16 protein-coding genes are annotated in these 17416 nt (G+C 60.7%); 13 read left to right on the top strand and 3 right to left on the bottom strand.

Annotation, left to right across the window (positions count from 1 at the left end):
• The first annotated feature begins 205 nt into the window (after positions 1-205).
• The 7 genes from TK06_RS14515 to TK06_RS14485 all read left to right on the top strand — a co-directional run bounded on the left by TK06_RS14515 (position 206) and on the right by TK06_RS14485 (position 8614).
• The gene (locus TK06_RS14515) at positions 206-1465 is read left to right on the top strand and encodes an AGE family epimerase/isomerase (protein ID WP_063322637.1); all 1260 of its coding nucleotides are present in this window, start codon (positions 206-208) and stop codon (positions 1463-1465) included.
• A 116-nt stretch (positions 1466-1581) separates the two neighbouring features.
• Positions 1582-2883 (top strand): ABC transporter substrate-binding protein, encoded by a 1302-nt coding sequence (locus TK06_RS14510; protein ID WP_063322636.1) that lies wholly within the window; start codon positions 1582-1584, stop codon positions 2881-2883.
• A gap of 211 nt (positions 2884-3094) precedes the next feature.
• Positions 3095-4003: a carbohydrate ABC transporter permease gene (locus tag TK06_RS14505; protein WP_003198535.1), complete on the top strand. Its 909-nt coding sequence runs from the start codon at positions 3095-3097 to the stop codon at positions 4001-4003.
• Complete coding sequence (locus tag TK06_RS14500) at positions 3996-4841, top strand: carbohydrate ABC transporter permease (protein ID WP_003198539.1); 846 nt, start codon at positions 3996-3998, stop codon at positions 4839-4841. Before TK06_RS14505 ends, TK06_RS14500 begins: the two co-directional genes overlap by 8 nt.
• 2 nt (positions 4842-4843) lie before the next feature.
• On the top strand, positions 4844-6004 hold the full coding sequence (locus tag TK06_RS14495; protein ID WP_063322635.1) for an ABC transporter ATP-binding protein: 1161 nt from the start codon (positions 4844-4846) through the stop codon (positions 6002-6004).
• A gap of 130 nt (positions 6005-6134) precedes the next feature.
• Positions 6135-7481 carry a carbohydrate porin gene (locus TK06_RS14490; RefSeq protein ID WP_063322634.1) on the top strand — a complete coding sequence of 449 codons (1347 nt, stop codon included), beginning with the start codon at positions 6135-6137 and terminating at the stop codon, positions 7479-7481.
• Between the two features lie 278 nt (positions 7482-7759).
• On the top strand, positions 7760-8614 hold the full coding sequence (locus tag TK06_RS14485; RefSeq protein WP_063322633.1) for a D-hexose-6-phosphate mutarotase: 855 nt from the start codon (positions 7760-7762) through the stop codon (positions 8612-8614).
• Positions 8615-8675: 61 nt separating this feature from the next.
• Here the strand turns inward: TK06_RS14485 and TK06_RS14480 are convergent, their stop codons facing one another.
• Entirely contained in the window at positions 8676-9536 is an 861-nt protein-coding gene (locus TK06_RS14480) for a MurR/RpiR family transcriptional regulator (RefSeq protein WP_170842276.1), read from the bottom strand.
• A 196-nt stretch (positions 9537-9732) separates the two neighbouring features.
• On the opposite strand from TK06_RS14480, the gene zwf reads away from it, so the two are divergent.
• The 3 genes from zwf to TK06_RS14465 are packed head-to-tail and all read left to right on the top strand — an operon-like array spanning position 9733 to position 12585.
• Positions 9733-11202, top strand: coding sequence for a glucose-6-phosphate dehydrogenase (zwf, locus tag TK06_RS14475; protein WP_060738865.1), 1470 nt, complete (start codon positions 9733-9735; stop codon positions 11200-11202).
• Positions 11189-11902, top strand: coding sequence for a 6-phosphogluconolactonase (pgl, locus tag TK06_RS14470; RefSeq protein WP_063322632.1), 714 nt, complete (start codon positions 11189-11191; stop codon positions 11900-11902). The genes zwf and pgl overlap by 14 nt, the downstream gene beginning before the upstream one ends.
• Positions 11903-11919: 17 nt before the next feature.
• Entirely contained in the window at positions 11920-12585 is a 666-nt protein-coding gene (locus TK06_RS14465; protein ID WP_013692437.1) for a bifunctional 4-hydroxy-2-oxoglutarate aldolase/2-dehydro-3-deoxy-phosphogluconate aldolase, read from the top strand.
• Positions 12586-12818: 233 nt separating this feature from the next.
• On the opposite strand, the gene TK06_RS14460 is transcribed toward TK06_RS14465, so the two are convergent.
• Together TK06_RS14460 and TK06_RS14455 are read right to left on the bottom strand one after the other, a co-directional pair.
• The gene (locus TK06_RS14460; protein WP_063322631.1) at positions 12819-14006 is read right to left on the bottom strand and encodes an aminotransferase class V-fold PLP-dependent enzyme; all 1188 of its coding nucleotides are present in this window, start codon (positions 14004-14006) and stop codon (positions 12819-12821) included.
• Positions 14007-14023: 17 nt separating this feature from the next.
• Positions 14024-14260 carry a DUF3820 family protein gene (locus TK06_RS14455; protein ID WP_014336924.1) on the bottom strand — a complete coding sequence of 79 codons (237 nt, stop codon included), beginning with the start codon at positions 14258-14260 and terminating at the stop codon, positions 14024-14026.
• Positions 14261-14466: 206 nt separating this feature from the next.
• Here TK06_RS14455 and TK06_RS14450 point away from each other — a divergent pair, with 206 nt between their 5' ends.
• The 3 genes from TK06_RS14450 (at position 14467) to TK06_RS14440 (ending at position 17410) form a co-directional block, all read left to right on the top strand.
• Positions 14467-14931 carry a PA2169 family four-helix-bundle protein gene (locus tag TK06_RS14450; RefSeq protein WP_063322630.1) on the top strand — a complete coding sequence of 155 codons (465 nt, stop codon included), beginning with the start codon at positions 14467-14469 and terminating at the stop codon, positions 14929-14931.
• A gap of 285 nt (positions 14932-15216) precedes the next feature.
• Entirely contained in the window at positions 15217-17217 is a 2001-nt protein-coding gene (locus TK06_RS14445) for an FUSC family protein (RefSeq protein WP_063322629.1), read from the top strand.
• Positions 17204-17410: a DUF1656 domain-containing protein gene (locus TK06_RS14440; protein WP_063322628.1), complete on the top strand. Its 207-nt coding sequence runs from the start codon at positions 17204-17206 to the stop codon at positions 17408-17410. Before TK06_RS14445 ends, TK06_RS14440 begins: the two co-directional genes overlap by 14 nt.
• Positions 17411-17416: the final 6 nt, after the last annotated feature.

Raw genomic sequence — 17416 nt, 5'->3', positions numbered from 1 at the left:
TGGGGATGTCTCAACGGACGCTCCGCGTTCGGCTTTAAAGGGGACGCAGAGCGTCCCGGGCTGCGTTCCCACGCGGAGCGTGGGAACGATCATCACTCAGAGTTATGTCACAAGTCGGTGACATAACTCGCCCCTTTCGTTACCTGCCACTCCTCATCCCTTGTTTAGACTCCCTGCGTCAAAACAACAAAAAAGGTACCACCCAATGGACACCTTCCAACCGGCCTTCAGCAGTTGGCTGAACGCCCCTGCCCACCAGCAATGGCTTGCCGACGAAGGCTTGCGGCTGCTGGCGTTCGCCAAGGCATCGAAGCTGCCGGACGGCTTTGGCAACCTGGACGAGCTGGGGCGCCTGCCGGCCAATGCACGGGCCGAAACCATGAACACCGCGCGCATGACCCACAGCTTTGCCATGGCCCACATCCAGGGTCTGCCGGGGTTTGCCGAGCTGGTGGATCACGGTGTCCAGGCGCTGAGCGGCCCCTTGCGCGACGCCGAGCACGGTGGCTGGTTTGCCACGACACGGCCTGATGAAGACGGCGCGGGCAAAGCCGCCTACCTGCATGCCTTCGTCGCCCTGGCGGCCAGTTCCGCGGTGGTGGCCCAGCGGCCCGGCGCTGCGGCGTTGCTGGACGAAGCGGTGCGGATCATCGATGAGCATTTCTGGAGCGAAGAAGAGGGGGCACTGCGCGAATCCTTCAACCGCGACTGGAGTGAGGAAGAGGCCTATCGCGGCGCCAACAGCAACATGCACGCCACCGAAGCCTTCCTCGCCCTGGCCGATGCCACCGACGACCCGCGTTGGCTGGCTCGCGCCCTGCACATCGTCGAACGGGTGATCCACGGCCATGCCGCCGCCAACGACTACCTGGTGGTGGAGCATTTCGATCGCCACTGGCAGCCGCTGCGCGAATACAACCAGGACAATCCTGCCGATGGTTTCCGTCCCTACGGCACCACCCCTGGCCACGGTTTCGAATGGGCGCGACTGCTGCTGCACCTTGAGGCGGCGCGCGTCCAGATCGGCATGCTGACCCCGGGTTGGCTGGCCCAGGACGCACAAAAACTCTTCGATCAGAACTGCCGTCACGGCTGGGGCGTCGACGGTGCGCCGGGCATTGTCTACACCCTGGATTGGGACAACCGCGCGGTGGTTCGCCATCGGCTGCATTGGGTCCACGCCGAAGCGGCGGCCGCTGCCAGCGCCTTGCTCAAGCGCACCGACGAGGCGAAGTACGAAGCCTGGTACCGGCGATTCTGGGAGTTCTGTGACAAACATTTCATCGACCGCTGCAACGGCAGCTGGCATCACGAACTCGATCCGCAAAACTGCCCCAGCGCCGACATCTGGCCGGGCAAGCCGGACTTGTATCACGCCTGGCAGGCGGTCTTGATTCCGCGCCTGCCCCTGGCACCGAGCATGGCGTCAGCCCTGGCGCGGTTATCCAGTCCTTCGCCTGTGTAACCATGTCGTGACATTTGCACGTCCCTTCGTTACCTGCGAAGGGATTCCCTCTGATTAGAATCCATGCAGCGCAAGCACCAGACTTGCATGCATAACAACAAGAAAGGTACTTCTAGATGAATGCGATTTCTCGCCTCGCTACTGTCATTTCTCTTGCTTCCCTGCTTCCCGTCGCAGCATTCCCTGTCAGCGCTCTTGCCGCCGAATCCAAAGGTACCGTGGAAGTCGTCCACTGGTGGACGTCGGGTGGTGAAAAAGCCGCGATCGATGTGCTCAAGGCCCAGGTAGAGAAAGACGGCTTTACCTGGAAGGACGGCGCTGTCGCCGGTGGTGGTGGTTCCACTGCCATGACCGTGCTCAAGAGCCGTGCCGTGGCCGGCAACCCACCGGGCGTGGCCCAGATCAAGGGGCCGGACATCCAGGAATGGGCGACCACTGGCCTGCTCGATACCGATGTCCTGAAGGACGTCGCCAAGCAAGAAAAGTGGGACGGCCTGCTGGACAAGAAAGTCTCCGACACCGTGAAGTACGACGGTGACTACGTCGCCGTGCCGGTGAATATCCACCGTGTCAACTGGCTGTGGATCAACCCGGAAGTCTTCAAGAAAGCCGGCATCACCAAGAACCCGACCACCCTCGAAGAATTCTACGCCGCCGGCGACAAGCTCAAGGCGGCGGGCTTCATTCCATTGGCCCACGGTGGCCAGCCTTGGCAGGACAGCACCGTGTTCGAAGCCGTGGTGCTTTCGGTCATGGGCGCTGATGGCTACAAGAAAGCCCTGGTCGACCTGGACAACAAAGCGCTGACTGGCCCTGAAATGGTCAAGGCACTGACCGAGCTGAAAAAAGTCGCCACCTACATGGACGACGATGGCAAGGGCCAGGACTGGAACCTGGAGGCGGCCAAGGTCATCAATGGCAAGGCCGGCATGCAGATCATGGGTGACTGGGCCAAGAGCGAGTGGACCGCCGCGAAGAAAGTCGCCGGCAAGGACTACGAGTGCGTGGCCTTCCCGGGCACCGACAAGGCCTTCACCTACAACATCGACTCCCTGGCGGTGTTCAAGCAGAAAGACAAAGGCACTGCGGCCGGTCAGCAGGACATCGCCAAGGTCGTGTTGGGCGAGAACTTCCAGAAAGTCTTCAGCATCAACAAAGGCTCGATCCCGGTTCGTAACGACATGCTCGGCGACATGGCCAAGTACGGTTTCGATTCCTGCGCCCAGACCGCTGCCAAGGACTTCCTGACAGACGCCAAGACGGGCGGCCTGCAACCGAGCATGGCGCACAACATGGCGACCACGTTGGCGGTACAGGGTGCGTTCTTTGACGTGGTGACCAACTACATCAACGACCCGAAAGCCGACCCGGCCGATGCCGCCAAGAAACTGGGCGCAGCGGTTCAGTCTGCGAAGTAATTAGCGCCGCTTCCCTTGTGGGAGCGAGCTTTTGTGGTGAGGGGATTTAGCGAAACGTCGCACCGCCCCGAAAAGTCGCAATGGCGGAGTGTCAGAAACACCGCATGCAATGGCTTTGCGGCTGCTTCGCAGCCGATCGGGGATAAATCCCCTCGCCACAGAGCTCGCTCCCACAAAGGGATGCCCTTGTAACCTTGTTTTGGATTTTCCCATGAGTTCTGTTGCTGTGTTCAGCAAGGCCTCGCCGTTCGATGCATTGCAGCGCTGGCTCCCGAAACTGGTGCTGGCGCCGAGCATGTTCATCGTCCTGGTGGGCTTCTATGGCTATATCTTGTGGACGTTCGTCCTGTCGTTCACCACTTCGACGTTCCTGCCGAACTACAAGTGGGCAGGCCTGGCGCAATATGCCCGGCTGATGGACAACGATCGCTGGTGGGTGGCGAGCAAGAACCTGGCACTGTTCGGCGGCCTGTTCATCGGTATCACCCTGGTGATCGGCGTGTTGCTGGCGGTGTTCCTTGACCAGCGCATTCGTCGCGAAGGTTTTATCCGCACCATTTACCTGTACCCGATGGCGCTCTCGATGATCGTCACCGGTACCGCCTGGAAATGGCTGCTCAACCCGGGCATGGGCCTGGACAAATTGTTGCGTGACTGGGGTTGGGAAGGTTTCCGCCTGGATTGGCTGATCGACCCGGATCGCGTGGTGTACTGCCTGGTGATCGCTGCGGTGTGGCAGGCCTCGGGCTTCATCATGGCGATGTTCCTGGCCGGCCTGCGGGGTGTCGATCAATCGATCATCCGTGCCGCGCAGATCGATGGCGCGAGCATGCCGCGCATCTACTGGAAAGTGGTGCTACCGAGCCTGCGTCCGGTGTTCTTCAGTGCCGTGATGATCCTGGCGCATATCGCGATCAAGAGCTTCGACCTGGTGGCCGCGATGACGGCCGGTGGCCCGGGTTATTCCTCCGACCTGCCAGCGATGTTCATGTACTCCTTCACCTTCAGTCGCGGCCAGATGGGCATGGGCTCGGCCAGTGCAATCCTGATGCTCGGTGCGATCCTCGCAATCATCGTGCCTTACCTGTACTCCGAGCTGAGGACCAAGCGTCATGACTAGTCTCGCTGCCAAACCTTCCATCAGCCTGAGTCGCATCGCCATCTACGCGGTGCTGATCCTCGCCGTATTGCTTTACCTGGTGCCGTTGGTGGTCATGCTGTTGACCAGCTTCAAGACGCCGGAAGACATCAGCACCGGCAACCTGCTGAGCTGGCCGACCGTGGTCAGCGGCATCGGCTGGGTCAAGGCCTGGGCCACGGTGGACGGCTACTTCTGGAACTCGATCAAGATCACCGTCCCGGCGGTGCTGATCTCCACCGCCATCGGTGCCTTGAACGGCTACGTGTTGTCGATGTGGCGTTTTCGCGGTTCGCAGTTGTTCTTCGGTCTGTTGCTGTTCGGGTGCTTCCTGCCGTTCCAGACCGTCCTGCTGCCGGCCTCGTTCACCCTCGGCAAGATGGGCCTGGCCAGCACCACCACGGGCCTGGTGTTCGTGCATGTGGTCTACGGCCTGGCATTCACCACGCTGTTCTTCCGCAACTACTACGTCAGCATTCCCGACGCGCTGGTCAAGGCTGCGCGGTTGGACGGTGCGGGGTTCTTCACCATTTTCCGGCGGATCATCCTGCCGATGTCCACCCCGATCATCATGGTCTGCCTGATCTGGCAGTTCACGCAGATCTGGAACGACTTCCTGTTCGGCGTGGTGTTTTCCAGCGGTGATTCGCAGCCCATCACGGTGGCGCTGAACAACTTGGTCAACACCAGTACCGGGGCCAAGGAATACAACGTGGACATGGCGGCGGCGATGATCGCCGGGCTGCCGACCCTGCTGGTCTATGTGGTCGCAGGCAAGTATTTCGTGCGCGGTCTGACGGCCGGCGCAGTCAAGGGGTAATCATGGCAACGCTTGAACTTCGCAACGTAAACAAGACCTATGGTGTCGGCCTGCCGGACACCCTGAAGAACATCGAGTTGTCGATCAAGGACGGTGAATTCCTGATCCTGGTCGGACCTTCGGGCTGTGGCAAGTCGACGCTGATGAACTGCATCGCCGGCCTCGAGACCATCACTGGCGGCGCGATCATGATCGGCGACCAGGATGTCAGCGGCATGAGCCCGAAAGATCGCGACATCGCCATGGTGTTCCAGTCTTACGCGCTGTACCCGACCATGAGCGTGCGCGAGAACATCGAGTTCGGTCTGAAAATCCGCAAGATGAACCAGGCCGCCATCGACGAAGAAGTCACCCGCGTGGCCAAGCTGCTGCAGATCGAACACCTGCTCAATCGCAAGCCCGGCCAGCTTTCCGGCGGCCAGCAACAGCGCGTGGCCATGGGCCGGGCGCTGGCGCGGCGGCCGAAGATCTACCTGTTCGACGAACCACTGTCCAACCTCGACGCCAAGCTGCGGGTCGAGATGCGTACCGAAATGAAACTGATGCACCAGCGCCTGAAGACCACCACGGTCTACGTGACCCACGACCAGATCGAAGCCATGACCCTGGGCGACAAAGTGGCGGTGATGAAGGACGGGATCATCCAGCAGTTCGGTACGCCGAAAGACATCTACACCAACCCGGCCAACCTGTTCGTGGCGAGTTTCATCGGTTCGCCACCGATGAACTTCATCCCGCTGCGCCTGCAACGCAAGGACGGTCGCCTGCTGGCGCTGCTCGACAGTGGCCAGGCCCGTTGTGAACTGCCGATGGGCATGCAGGACGCCGGCCTGGAAGACCGCGAAGTGATCCTGGGCATGCGCCCGGAGCAGATCATGCTGGCAGGCAGCGAGCCCAACGGCTTGCCGACCATTCGCGCCGAAGTCCAGGTCACCGAGCCCACCGGGCCGGACACCCTGGTGTTCGTCAATCTCAACGACACCAAGGTCTGCTGCCGCCTGGCGCCGGACGTGGCACCGCAGCCGGGGGAAACCCTGACGCTGCAATTCGATCCGTCGAAGGTGCTGCTATTCGACGCGCAGTCCGGTGAACGCCTGGGCGTGGCTGGCCAGCCGCAAGCCGATGCTCGGTCGGCGAACGTCGCGCAGTTCAAAGGCCGATGAAGAACAAATGAGGGAGTCAACGTGCTTCCACAAAGAAGGAGTATGCGGTGAGTGGGGGACCACCCGCCGCAATCGTTGTAAACCGCGTTAGATAAAAACAGTTAATAACAATAAAGACGAGGATGTAGGGATGAAGAAGAAAAATAACGCCCAGCTTATCTGCCAGTTGTCAGCCGTTGCGGCGATGATGCTGGCCGGTAGCGCACAGGCTGCCGACGCCTTCAGCGCCGATTCGCCGTGGATGACGGGTGACTGGGGTGGTAAGCGTACCGAGCTGATCGAGCAGGGTATCGACATCAAGGCCGACTACGTCGGTGAAGTCGGTGGCAACCTGCATGGCGGCTACAACAACGACAAGACCGCGCGTTACTCCGACCAGTTCGGTCTGGGTGTGGCACTGGACCTGGAAAAACTGATGGGCTGGGATAACACCCAGGCCAAGATCCAGCTCACCAACCGTAACGGTGAAAACATTTCCAACGACCGTGTCGGCGACCCGCGTGCCGGCACCTTGAGTTCTTCCCAGGAAGTCTACGGCCGTGGTCACATGGTCCGTCTGACCCAGTTGTGGATCAAGCACCAGTTCCTTGACGGCAAGCTGGACGTCAAGGCCGGTTACTTCGGCGAAGGCGAAGACTTCAACACCTTCCCTTGTGAATTCCAGAACCTGGCCTTCTGCGGCTCCCAGGTCGGTAACTGGGCCACCAATATCTGGTACAACTGGCCTGTCAGCCAGGCCGCGATCCGCGTGAAATACAACCTCACGCCTGAGTTCTATGCGCAGATCGGCGCGTACAACCAGAACCCCTCGCAACTGGAGCACGGTAACGGCTTCAAACTCAGCGGCAGTGGTACCAAGGGTACCGTGATCCCGGTCGAATTGGTCTGGTCGCCGAAGGTCAACAACCTGCCGGGTGAGTACCGTGTGGGTTACTACAAGAGCACGGCCAATGCCGATGACGTGCGTGAAGACGACAACGGTGACGATGCCGCAACCACCGGCAATGCCTATCGCAGCCACGATAGCAAGCACGGCTACTGGTTCGTGGCACAGCAACAACTCACCACTCACAACGGTGACGCGTCCCGCGGCCTGAACATCGCCGCCAACGCGACCTTCCACGACAAGGACACCAACGTCGTCGACAACTACCAGTCGCTGATGTTCGTGTACAAGGGGCCATTCGATGCGCGTCCAAAAGATGACATCGGCATCGGTTTCTCCCGCATCCATGTCAACGAAGACGTGAAGAAAAACGCCGAGCTGACCAACGCGGCCAATGGTGTCAGCGACTACAACGATCCGCTGTTCGCACCGTTGCGTAGCACTGAGTACAACTACGAACTCAACTACGGTGTCCACGTCACCAACTGGCTGACCGTGCGTCCTAACCTGCAATACATCACTCACCCGGGCGGTGTGGATGAAGTCGACAACGCGCTGGTGGCCGGCCTGAAAATTCAGTCGGTGTTCTAACGCTGTTGCGATAAGCTCCTCTCTATGTGCGCATATTTGCGGACGGCCATGGCTGTCCGCTTTTTTTTGGGGAGCATAGGGTCAGTGCGAAGCCTGTGGCGAGGGAGCTTGCTCCCGCTGGGTTGCGAAGCGACCCCAAAACCATTCACTGCGGTGCGTCAGCCAGACCGCATTTGCCTCGTTTACGACTGCTTCGCAGTCGAGCGGGAGCAAGCTCCCTCGCCACAAAATAGTGTCGTACATAGTTGAGTATTCAATGATCTCCAGGACCGCGGCCCATGCATGAGCATCCGCTACAACGCTTTTTCAGATCCTTGCGCGAACGCCCGGTGTTCGCGTGGGAGCGCTATCGGCAGCGCGATGTGTTGGTGATCGACCACCCGTTGTGCCAGGCGGTGTTCAGTCGCCAGGGCGCACAGTTGCTGCATTTTCAGCCCAAAGGCCAGAAGCCCTGGTTGTGGTGCGCGGCCAAGTGGCCGCAAGTCGGTGCGATACGCGGCGGGGTACCGGTGTGCTGGCCTTGGTATGGTCGTCATCCCAGCGAAAATGCCTGGCCGTCCCACGGCTGGGCGCGGTTGATCGACTGGAAACTGCTCGACAGCCACAGCGATAAAGACGGTGTGCATTTGCACTGGCAACTGCAACTGTGCGACTGGCAAGTGGACTTGCATGCAGACCTGGGTGAGCGGATGGAGCTGCGCTTGAGCACCGAGCACCAGGACAGCCTGCCTTGCCAGTTGAGCCAGGCCTTGCACGCCTATTGGCGTATTGGTGACATCGGTGAGGTAGCGCTGTCTGGGCTCGAAGGCGCGCAGGGGTACGACCAGTTGAACCGTGCGGTTTGCCAGCAGGAAGGCGAGTTGCGGGTCGAGGGCGGTTGCCAGCGGGTGTTCCAGCATGAGGGGGAATTGCAGCTCAAGGACCACGCCTGGCAGCGCGAACTGTGCATCGACACCGGCGACAGCGCCGACACCGTGGTCTGGCATCCCGGCGCGCGACCGTTGCTGGGGGTCAGTTGGGACGAGGTGTCGGAGTTTGTCTGCGTCGAAGCGGCCAGTGGCGGCACCGACAGCCTGTGTCTGGCGCCGGGGGAGCGGGCGCACCTGAGTTTGCAGGCGTGGGTGGGGGCTTAACGCTGGATGATCGTTCCCACGCGGCGTGGGAACGATCAGGCAGCGAGGCTTCTGGATCGGTTCAGTTGAACTCATCCCCCACCGGATATCGGCTGGCATTCAGACTTTCCTTGATCTTGCGCAGATGCGGCTGGAAGTCCACGCCCCGACGCAGGGTCATGCCGGTGGCGAGCACGTCCAGTACGGTGAGTTGGATGATCCGCGAGGTCATCGGCATATAGATATCAGTGTCTTCGGGCAGGGGGATGTTCAGGCTCAGGGTACTGGCCTTGGCCAGCGGCGAGCCTTCGGCGGTCAGGCCCAATACCGAGGCGCCGTTTTCCCGGGCGATGCGCGCCACTTCCACCAACTCACGGGTACGACCGGTGTAGGAAATGATCACGAACAGTTCACCGGTATGGGCCACGGACGCGATCATGCGCTGCATCAGTACGTCGGCGTGCGCGGTCACTGCCAGGTTGAAGCGGAAAAACTTGTGCTGGGCATCCAGCGCTACCGGGGCGGAGGCGCCGAGACCGAAGAAGTGGATCTGCCGGGCCTGGATCAGCAGGTCCACGGCGCGACTGATCAAATTGGGATCAAGGGCCTGGCAGGCGCTGTCCAATGATGCAATGGCACTGCCAAAGATTTTCCGGGTATAGGCTTCCGGGTTGTCGTCGGCTTCCACCGCACGGCTCACATAAGCAGCGCCGCTGGCCAGGCTTTGGGCCAGTTGCAGCTTGAGTTCCGGGTAACCGCTGACGCCGAACGAGCGGCAGAAACGGTTGACGGTCGGTTCACTGACCGAAGCCGCCTGGGCGAGGGCGGCGATGCTGAAGCGGGTCGCCTGCTGCGGGTTGAGCAGGATGATCTCGGCCACCTTGCGTTCGGCCTTGTTCAGGTCTTCAAGGCGACTCTGGATCTGTTCCAGTAAATTTCGCACGCGGTCCATACAAGATTCCTAGGAAGACGGGTCTTTGATACGACCCTTTGCGGTGGCCTATCCTACTGATGGCTCCGACGGACCACCACTCGGAATCGGTGTTTTCGAAAAATGTTGTGGTTATTACTACATTTTTCCTTGAGTGATACCTTGAAAAAAGGTATTTGTAGTTTAACTTGATAAAAGAACAAACATCATGCCTTCGATTACGGTTGAACCGTGCACCTTTGCCTTGTTCGGCGCGTTGGGCGATCTGGCCTTGCGCAAGCTCTTTCCTGCCCTGTACCAGCTCGATGGCGCCCAATTGTTGCACGAGGACACGCGAATCATTGCGCTGGCCCGTGAACCCGGCGGCGAGCAGCAGCACCTGGCTTTCATCGCCGCCGAACTGCGTCGCTATGTCGGTGAAAAAGACCTGGACGAAGCCGTACTCGAGCGTTTCCTGGCACGTTTGACCTACCTGCACGTGGATTTCCTCAAGGCCGACGATTATGTCGCCCTGGCCGAAGCGGCCGGTTCGACCCAGCAGGTCATTGCCTATTTCGCCACCCCGGCGGCGGTGTATGGGGCGATCTGCGAGAACCTGGCGAAGGTTGGCTTGAGCGAAAACACCCGTGTCGTGCTGGAGAAGCCCATCGGCTCGGACCTGGAGTCTTCGCGCAAGGTCAACGACGCCGTGGCGCAGTTCTTCCCGGAAAACCGTACCTATCGCATCGACCATTACCTGGGCAAAGAGACAGTCCAGAACCTGATCGCGCTGCGGTTTGCCAACAGCCTGTTCGAAACCCAGTGGAACCAGAACTACATTTCCCACGTGGAAATCACCGTGGCCGAGAAGGTCGGTATCGAAGGCCGCTGGGGCTATTTCGACAAGGCTGGCCAACTGCGGGACATGATCCAGAACCACCTGTTGCAGTTGCTGTGCCTGATCGCCATGGACCCACCGGCCGACTTGTCCGCCGACAGCATCCGTGACGAGAAGGTCAAGGTGCTCAAGGCACTGGCGCCCATCAGCCCGGAAGGCCTGACCACCCAGGTGGTGCGCGGCCAGTACATCGCCGGCCACAGCGAGGGCAAGTCGGTGCCTGGCTACCTCGAAGAACCCAACTCCAACACCCAGAGCGACACCGAGACGTTCGTCGCCCTGCGCGCCGACATCCGCAACTGGCGCTGGGCCGGGGTGCCATTTTACCTGCGTACCGGCAAGCGCATGCCGCAAAAGCTGTCGCAGATCGTCATTCACTTCAAGGAACCGTCCCACTACATCTTCGCGCCCGAGCAGCGCTTGCAGATCAGCAACAAGCTGATCATCCGCCTGCAACCGGACGAAGGGATTTCCTTGCGAGTGATGACCAAGGAGCAAGGCCTGGACAAGGGCATGCAATTGCGCAGCGGTCCGCTGCAACTCAACTTCTCCGATACCTATCGCAGCGCACGTATTCCCGATGCCTACGAGCGGTTGTTACTGGAAGTCATGAACGGCAATCAGAACCTGTTTGTCCGTAAAGATGAAATTGAAGCCGCGTGGACGTGGTGTGACCAGTTGATCGCCGGATGGAAGAAATCCGGCGATGCGCCCAAGCCGTATGCGGCTGGGTCCTGGGGGCCGATGAGCTCCATTGCACTGATCACGCGGGATGGGAGGTCATGGTATGGCGATATCTGAAGTGAAACTGCCGCAGGGCGTTAGCGCCCATGAGTTCAAGAACCCGGTGGTGCTGGCCGAAGGCCTGGCGCTGAACGTGGCCGAGCAATTGCGCAATGCAATCGACGCACGCGGTACGGCGACCCTGGTGGTCTCCGGTGGCCGTAGCCCGGTGGCGTTTTTCCAGCACCTGGCCAAGCAGGCGCTGGACTGGTCCAAAGTGGTGGTCAGCCTGGCCGATGAGCGCTGGGTTCCGGTTGAACACGCCGACAGCAACGCAGGCCTGCTCAAGCGTTACCTGCTGCAAGGCGCGGCGGCCAAGGCCCAGTTCCTGAGCCTCTACAGCGCCAGCAGCAACCTGGAAGCGGCTGCCGAACAGGCGGATCGCTTGTTGGCCGAGCTGCCGCCCATCGACGTGCTGGTCTTGGGCATGGGCGATGACGGACACACCGCCTCGCTGTTCCCTGGCAGCCCGAACCTGGCCCAGGCACTGGACGCCAATGGCACACGTCGCTGCTGGCCGATGCTGGCGCCGACCGTGCCGCACCAGCGCTTGACCATGAGCCGCGCCTTGCTGGCTTCGGCGCAACACAAAGTGTTGTCGATTTCCGGTCAGTCGAAATTGACCACCTTGAACGCTGCGGTGGCAGGTGACGATGTCGCCAAAATGCCGATCCGCGCGTTCTTGCAACCTACGTTAGAGATTTACTGGTGCCCATGAACCAAGGATCAGCCGCTATGACAAACCCATCCCCGACCGTTTCCATGGCGGACAAAGTTGCCCTGATCGACAGCCTCTGCGCCAAGGCGCGGATCCTGCCGGTGATCACCATCGCCCGTGAACAGGACATCCTGCCACTGGCCGATGCCCTGGCTGCCGGTGGCCTGACGGCGCTGGAAGTGACACTGCGTTCCCAATACGGCCTCAAGGCCATCCAGGTGCTGCGTGAGCAGCGTCCGGAACTGGTGACCGGTGCCGGCACGGTGCTCGACCGTCACATGCTGGACGCCGCCGAGGCCGCCGGTTCGCAGTTCATCGTCACTCCGGGCATCACCCGTGATCTGCTCGAGGCCAGCGTCTACAGCCCTATCCCGCTGCTGCCCGGCATCAGCAACGCCTCGGGCATCATGGAAGGCTACAGCCTGGGTTATCGTCGCTTCAAACTGTTCCCGGCCGAAGTCAGCGGCGGCGTCGCGGCCATCAAGGCCTTGGGTGGCCCGTTTGGCGAAGTGAAATTCTGCCCGACCGGCGGCGTGAGCCCGGCCAACATCAAGAGCTACATGGCGTTGAAAAACGTGATGTGCGTGGGCGGAAGCTGGATGCTTGATCCTGAATGGATCAAGAACGGCGACTGGGCCCGCATTCAGGAATGCACCGCCGAGGCCTTGGCACTGCTGGACTGATTGTTTTACCGAACCTCGTTGGGTGTTCTACGGTTTTACGGTGCGCTTGGTCGGCGCGCCGTTTTTTTTTGCCCAGGTTTTTATGGCAGCACAAAATTCCGGTGGCGAGGGAGCTTGCTCCCGCTGGGGCGCGCAGCGGCCCCAAAAAGCACAATGAGATTGACCTGGCGGACCGCAGTGACAGGTTTCAGGACTGCTTCGCAGCCCAGCGGGAGCAAGCTCCCTCGCCACAACTATGTTCGGCTCAGATGGATCAGTGCCTGGGTCAACCGCTCGATATCAGTCGCCAAGGTCATCAATCCTGGGGTAATGCGAATGCACGGCCCGACGCTGGTGTTGCGTACCACGGTGAAGATCCCATGGTCGTTGAGCAATCGATGGGCCATCGCCCTTTGATCGGCCTGGGCGGTGAAGCGCATCGCGGTGATCCCGCAATAGAGACGCCGGTCATCCGGGGTCATGACTTCGATGCCTGGCACATCGCGCACGGCGCTCACCCACAGGTCACGCAGATAACAGAGGCGCGCGCCTTTGGCCGAAGCGCCACCCAGGGCCTGGTGTTCTTCGAAGACCAGCGGCAGGGTGAGCAAGGCAGGGATGTTGGGTGTGCTGTGGGGCGTGCGCGAGCGGACGTCGGTAGCGGGGTAGCTGTCTTCGTCCATGTCCGGGTCGATGTCGGCCAAGCGCTGCGGGGCGATGTACAGAAAGCCTTGGGAGAGGGGCCCGCCGATCCACTTCTGCAGGTTGAAACCGGCGAATTCGATCCCGAGTTTCTTCAGGTCGAAATCGATCTGGCCCAGGGCATGGGCACCGTCGAGGATGATATCGACGGCGAACTCGCGGGCACTCTCGGCAATGGCCTGGACCGGCATCACCAGTCCGGTGAGGTGGTTGACGTAAGTCAGCGCCATCAACTTGATGCGAGGGTAGCGAATGAACGCTTCGCGATAAGTGCCCACCAGGCTTTCGAAACTGGCAGGGTGCTGGTGGACGATCTCGATCACCTCCACGCCACGCTGGCGGGCCAGCCAGCGCACTGCACTCTTGACCGAGGCATATTCCAGGTCACAGATCAGCACTTGATCGCCTGGTTTGAGGCCGTTGTAGTTGCGAATCAGCGTCTGCAAGGCATCCACCGCGCTACCGGCCAATGCCACGCTCTGGGGGGATGCGTGGATCAGCCGGGCCACCTGTCGACGAATGGCTTCGCCGTGTTCACGGTCGAAATGCTGGCGCACGTACACCGAGTTGCCCCGGTTGATGAACTCGATGTTGCGCTGGTACTCCTCCACCACTGTGCGGGACATACGCCCGAAGTAACCGTTTTCCAGGTTGAGCGGCCCGGCGGGATCGACGTCGTAGCGGCCGACAAACGTCTGCCAGAAAGCTTCATCATGGGCGCGTAGCGTGTTTTCGGGCATGACAGGGGCTCAACTGGTCAGGGGCGAGGCTTGGGTTTGCCGTGTTTGGCACGCAAGGGATCGAGCAGGTCCGACAGCCCGTTGTGATCGATTTCCTGCATCAGTGCCAGCAACCCCCCCAGTTCACCGTGAGGAAAACCCTCGCGGGCGAACCAGTTCAGGTATTGACCGGGCAGGTCAGCCAGGATTCGACCTTTGTATTTGCCGAACGGCATTTGACGCGTGATGAGCAATTCGAGCTTTTCCGGGTTCATGGCAATCGTCTGATTCAAATCTGCCTCGAAAATACAGGCATTCTGCATGCAGGCCAAATGACAGATCATGCAAATAACGCGGATACAGTTTTCTTGTTTTTTGTTAACTGACTGATTTTAAAGAAAATTAACGAGGTTCTTTGACTGGCATGGCCGATGCAACATCCCTTGCAGGTTTTTTATTCACCAAGCAAAGGAACTGAAAAATGACTGACATCAACAAAGAATCCATCTCCGTCTTGAACGACCTGATCGAGACCAGCAAAGATGGCCAGGAAGGCTTCAAGACCTGCGCTGAAGACATCAAGCATCCAGAACTCAAGGATCTGTTCGTCAAGCGTGCCGCCGATTGCGCCACTGCGGCAGCTGAGTTGCAAGCGGCCGTACGTTCCTTGGGCGGTGATCCGGAAACCTCCACCAGCGTTGCCGGTGACCTGCACCGTCGCTGGGTCGACGTGAAATCCATGTTCACTGGCAAGGATGAAGAAGCGGTGCTCAACGAAGCCGAGCGTGGTGAAGACCATGCGCTCAAGGCTTACAAAGAGGCGCTGGAAAAAATCACCAAGCACAACCTGGTCGGTATTCGTGACCTGGTCGAGCGTCAGTACCATGGCGTTCAACGCAACCATGACCAGGTCAAGGCCCTGCGTAACCAGGCGCGCGCCAGCTAAACACCGGCCCTGACATGAAAAAACGCCAGCTTGCCTGGCGTTTTTTTATGGCAAGGATTTTATCCCGTGGCGAGGGAGCTTGCTCCCGCTGGACTGCGGAGCAGGCCCAAAAAGAGGGTCGCTTCGCAACCCAGCGGGAGCAAGCTCCCTCGCCACAAAAGCGCTTAGGTTTATGTCTTGGCAAACAGCTCTGGACTCGCATAGTTAGCTAGCTAATAATTGGCGCCTGCCAACCACCCCATATTGCATCTATCGTTATTGCGTCCCCCCAGAAGAGCCTCTTACGTGCCCATTACCTTCCAGGCCTTGTTTGCCCCCGACCGTCTCGCTTTGCAGTTCGCTATCAAGACGGTGCTGGGCGCTGGGCTGGCGTTGTGGCTGGCGCTGCGCTGGGGGCTGGAGCAGCCGTCATGGGCGCTGATGACCGCGATCATCGTCGCCCAGCCACTGTCCGGGATGGTGGTGCAGAAGGGGTTGGCACGATTGGTCGGCACGCTGGTAGGCACCGTCATGTCGGTGGTGTTCATGGGCCTGTTTGCCCAGGCGCCCTGGTTGTTCCTGCTGGCCTTGGCGCTCTGGCTGGGGTTGTGCACAGCCTGTTCGACGTTGCTGCGCAGTGCCTGGTCGTATTCGTTCGTGCTGGCCGGTTACACGGTGGCGATCATTGCCTTGCCGGCCATTTCCCATCCGCTGGGTGTGTTCGACCAGGCGGTGGCGCGTTGCACCGAGATCAGCCTGGGCATTGTCTGCGCCACGGCGGCCAGTGCCTTGCTCTGGCCGTTGCGGGTCGAGCGGCAACTGGCCGGTCAGGCCCTTGCTGCCTGGCAGAGCGGCATGCAGGCCGCCCGTGCGACCCTGGCTGGTGATGTCCAGGCGCGAAAAGGGTTGTTGGAAATTCTGGGCAGGATCGTCGCGGTGGATGCCCAGCGCGAACATGCCTGGTTCGAAGGCAGCCGTGGCCGACAGCGAGCCCGGGCCATCAGCGGCTTGAGCCAGAAATTGCTGATGTTGCTGCGCCTTTCGCGCTCGGTGCGGCGGCAGTGGAAACAGCTCGATCCCGAGGAGGCCGAGGCTCTCCAGCCATGGATGAACGAGGTACAGCAGGCCCTCGACGCCGACAGTGCGACCCTGCAAGCCTTGCGCCCCCGGGTATGGGATGCGTCTCACGACCCGCAGATCAGCTCGGCGCAAAGTTACTGCCTGGCGCGGTTCGCCTTGTTGCTCGATACCGCCCTGGCTGCCTGCGCAGCCCTGACGGCGGTGCAGGAGGGCAGGGAGGCGGCGGATCCACCGCGAACCCTGGCGCCTCATCGTGATCTGTCCCTGGCCATGGTCTTTGGTGCTCGCAGCGCGCTGGCGTTCCTGGCGGTGGCCTGTTTCTGGCTGGCGACAGCGTGGCCCGCCGCTTCGGGCGCGTTGGTGCTCACGTGCGTGGTGTGCAGCCTGTTTGCCAGTCGCGAGAACGGCGCGCAGATCGGCATGAGTTTTCTACGGGGCATTTTGTTGGCCGTGCCGACGGCGTTCGTGCTCGGTGAGCTCCTACTCCCGCAATGGAGCAGTTTCGCGATGCTCTGCATGGCCATGGGCGTGCCGTTGTTTTTCGGCGCGCTGGGTATGGCCAAGCCGCAGATATTCGCCACGGCGACGTCGTTCTGCCTGCATTTCGTGGTGCTGATTTCACCGCTCAATGCCATGAAGTACGACGTCGCGGCGTTCTTCAACAACGCCCAGGCCATGATGATTGGCGTGGGCGCTGCGGTGCTGGCCTTCAATGTGCTGATTTTGCGCAACCCGGCCTGGCACAGCCGCCGCCTGCTGGCCGCGACCCTCCACGATCTGGTGCGCCTGACCCATCGCAGCCTGCGTGGCGCCGAGAGTTGGTTCGGCGGGCGCATGGCCGACCGGCTGCTGCAACTGGCGCGGCATTACCCTGAATTGCCGGTGCAGGCGCGCAGCCGCTGGGATGATGGTTTGCTTGGCCTGGACATTGGCGATGAACTGTTGCATTTGCGCCTGAGCCTGGCCGTCGCCCAAGTGCCTGATACACGGGCTCAGCGTCGTTATTTCGAAGCGCTGGAGCAGGTGCTCGAACACGGCCCGACCGGTGACCAGGCCGATGCGTTGGCCCCAGCGAGCGCCGAGTTCCTGAAAGTCTTGTCGACCCAGCCGCCCGGTGACGCATTGAAGCTGGCCCAGGGCGCGGTGGTGCAATTGCAAAACAGCTGGCGCGCCTGGTGCCACCAGCACGAACCTGAACGACGGGAGCACAGCCATGGGCTTGCGTGAGTGGTCGATTGGCGGGGTGTTGCTCAGCCCATTCCTGATTTATGTGGTGCTGGCGTTGCTGGTGACCGGTGCGTTGCGCCTGTTGCTCAGCCTGATGCCGGCCGGGCGCTGGATCTGGCATGAAGCCTTGTTCGACTGCGCCCTGTATGTCTGTGTCCTGACCGTTATTACCGTGGTCCTCGGGCCGCTATAGGAGTTG

It is taken from the genome of Pseudomonas fluorescens (assembly GCF_001623525.1).
GTDB lineage: Bacteria > Pseudomonadota > Gammaproteobacteria > Pseudomonadales > Pseudomonadaceae > Aquipseudomonas > Aquipseudomonas fluorescens_Q.
This window is presented reverse-complemented; position numbering and strand designations above follow the sequence as displayed.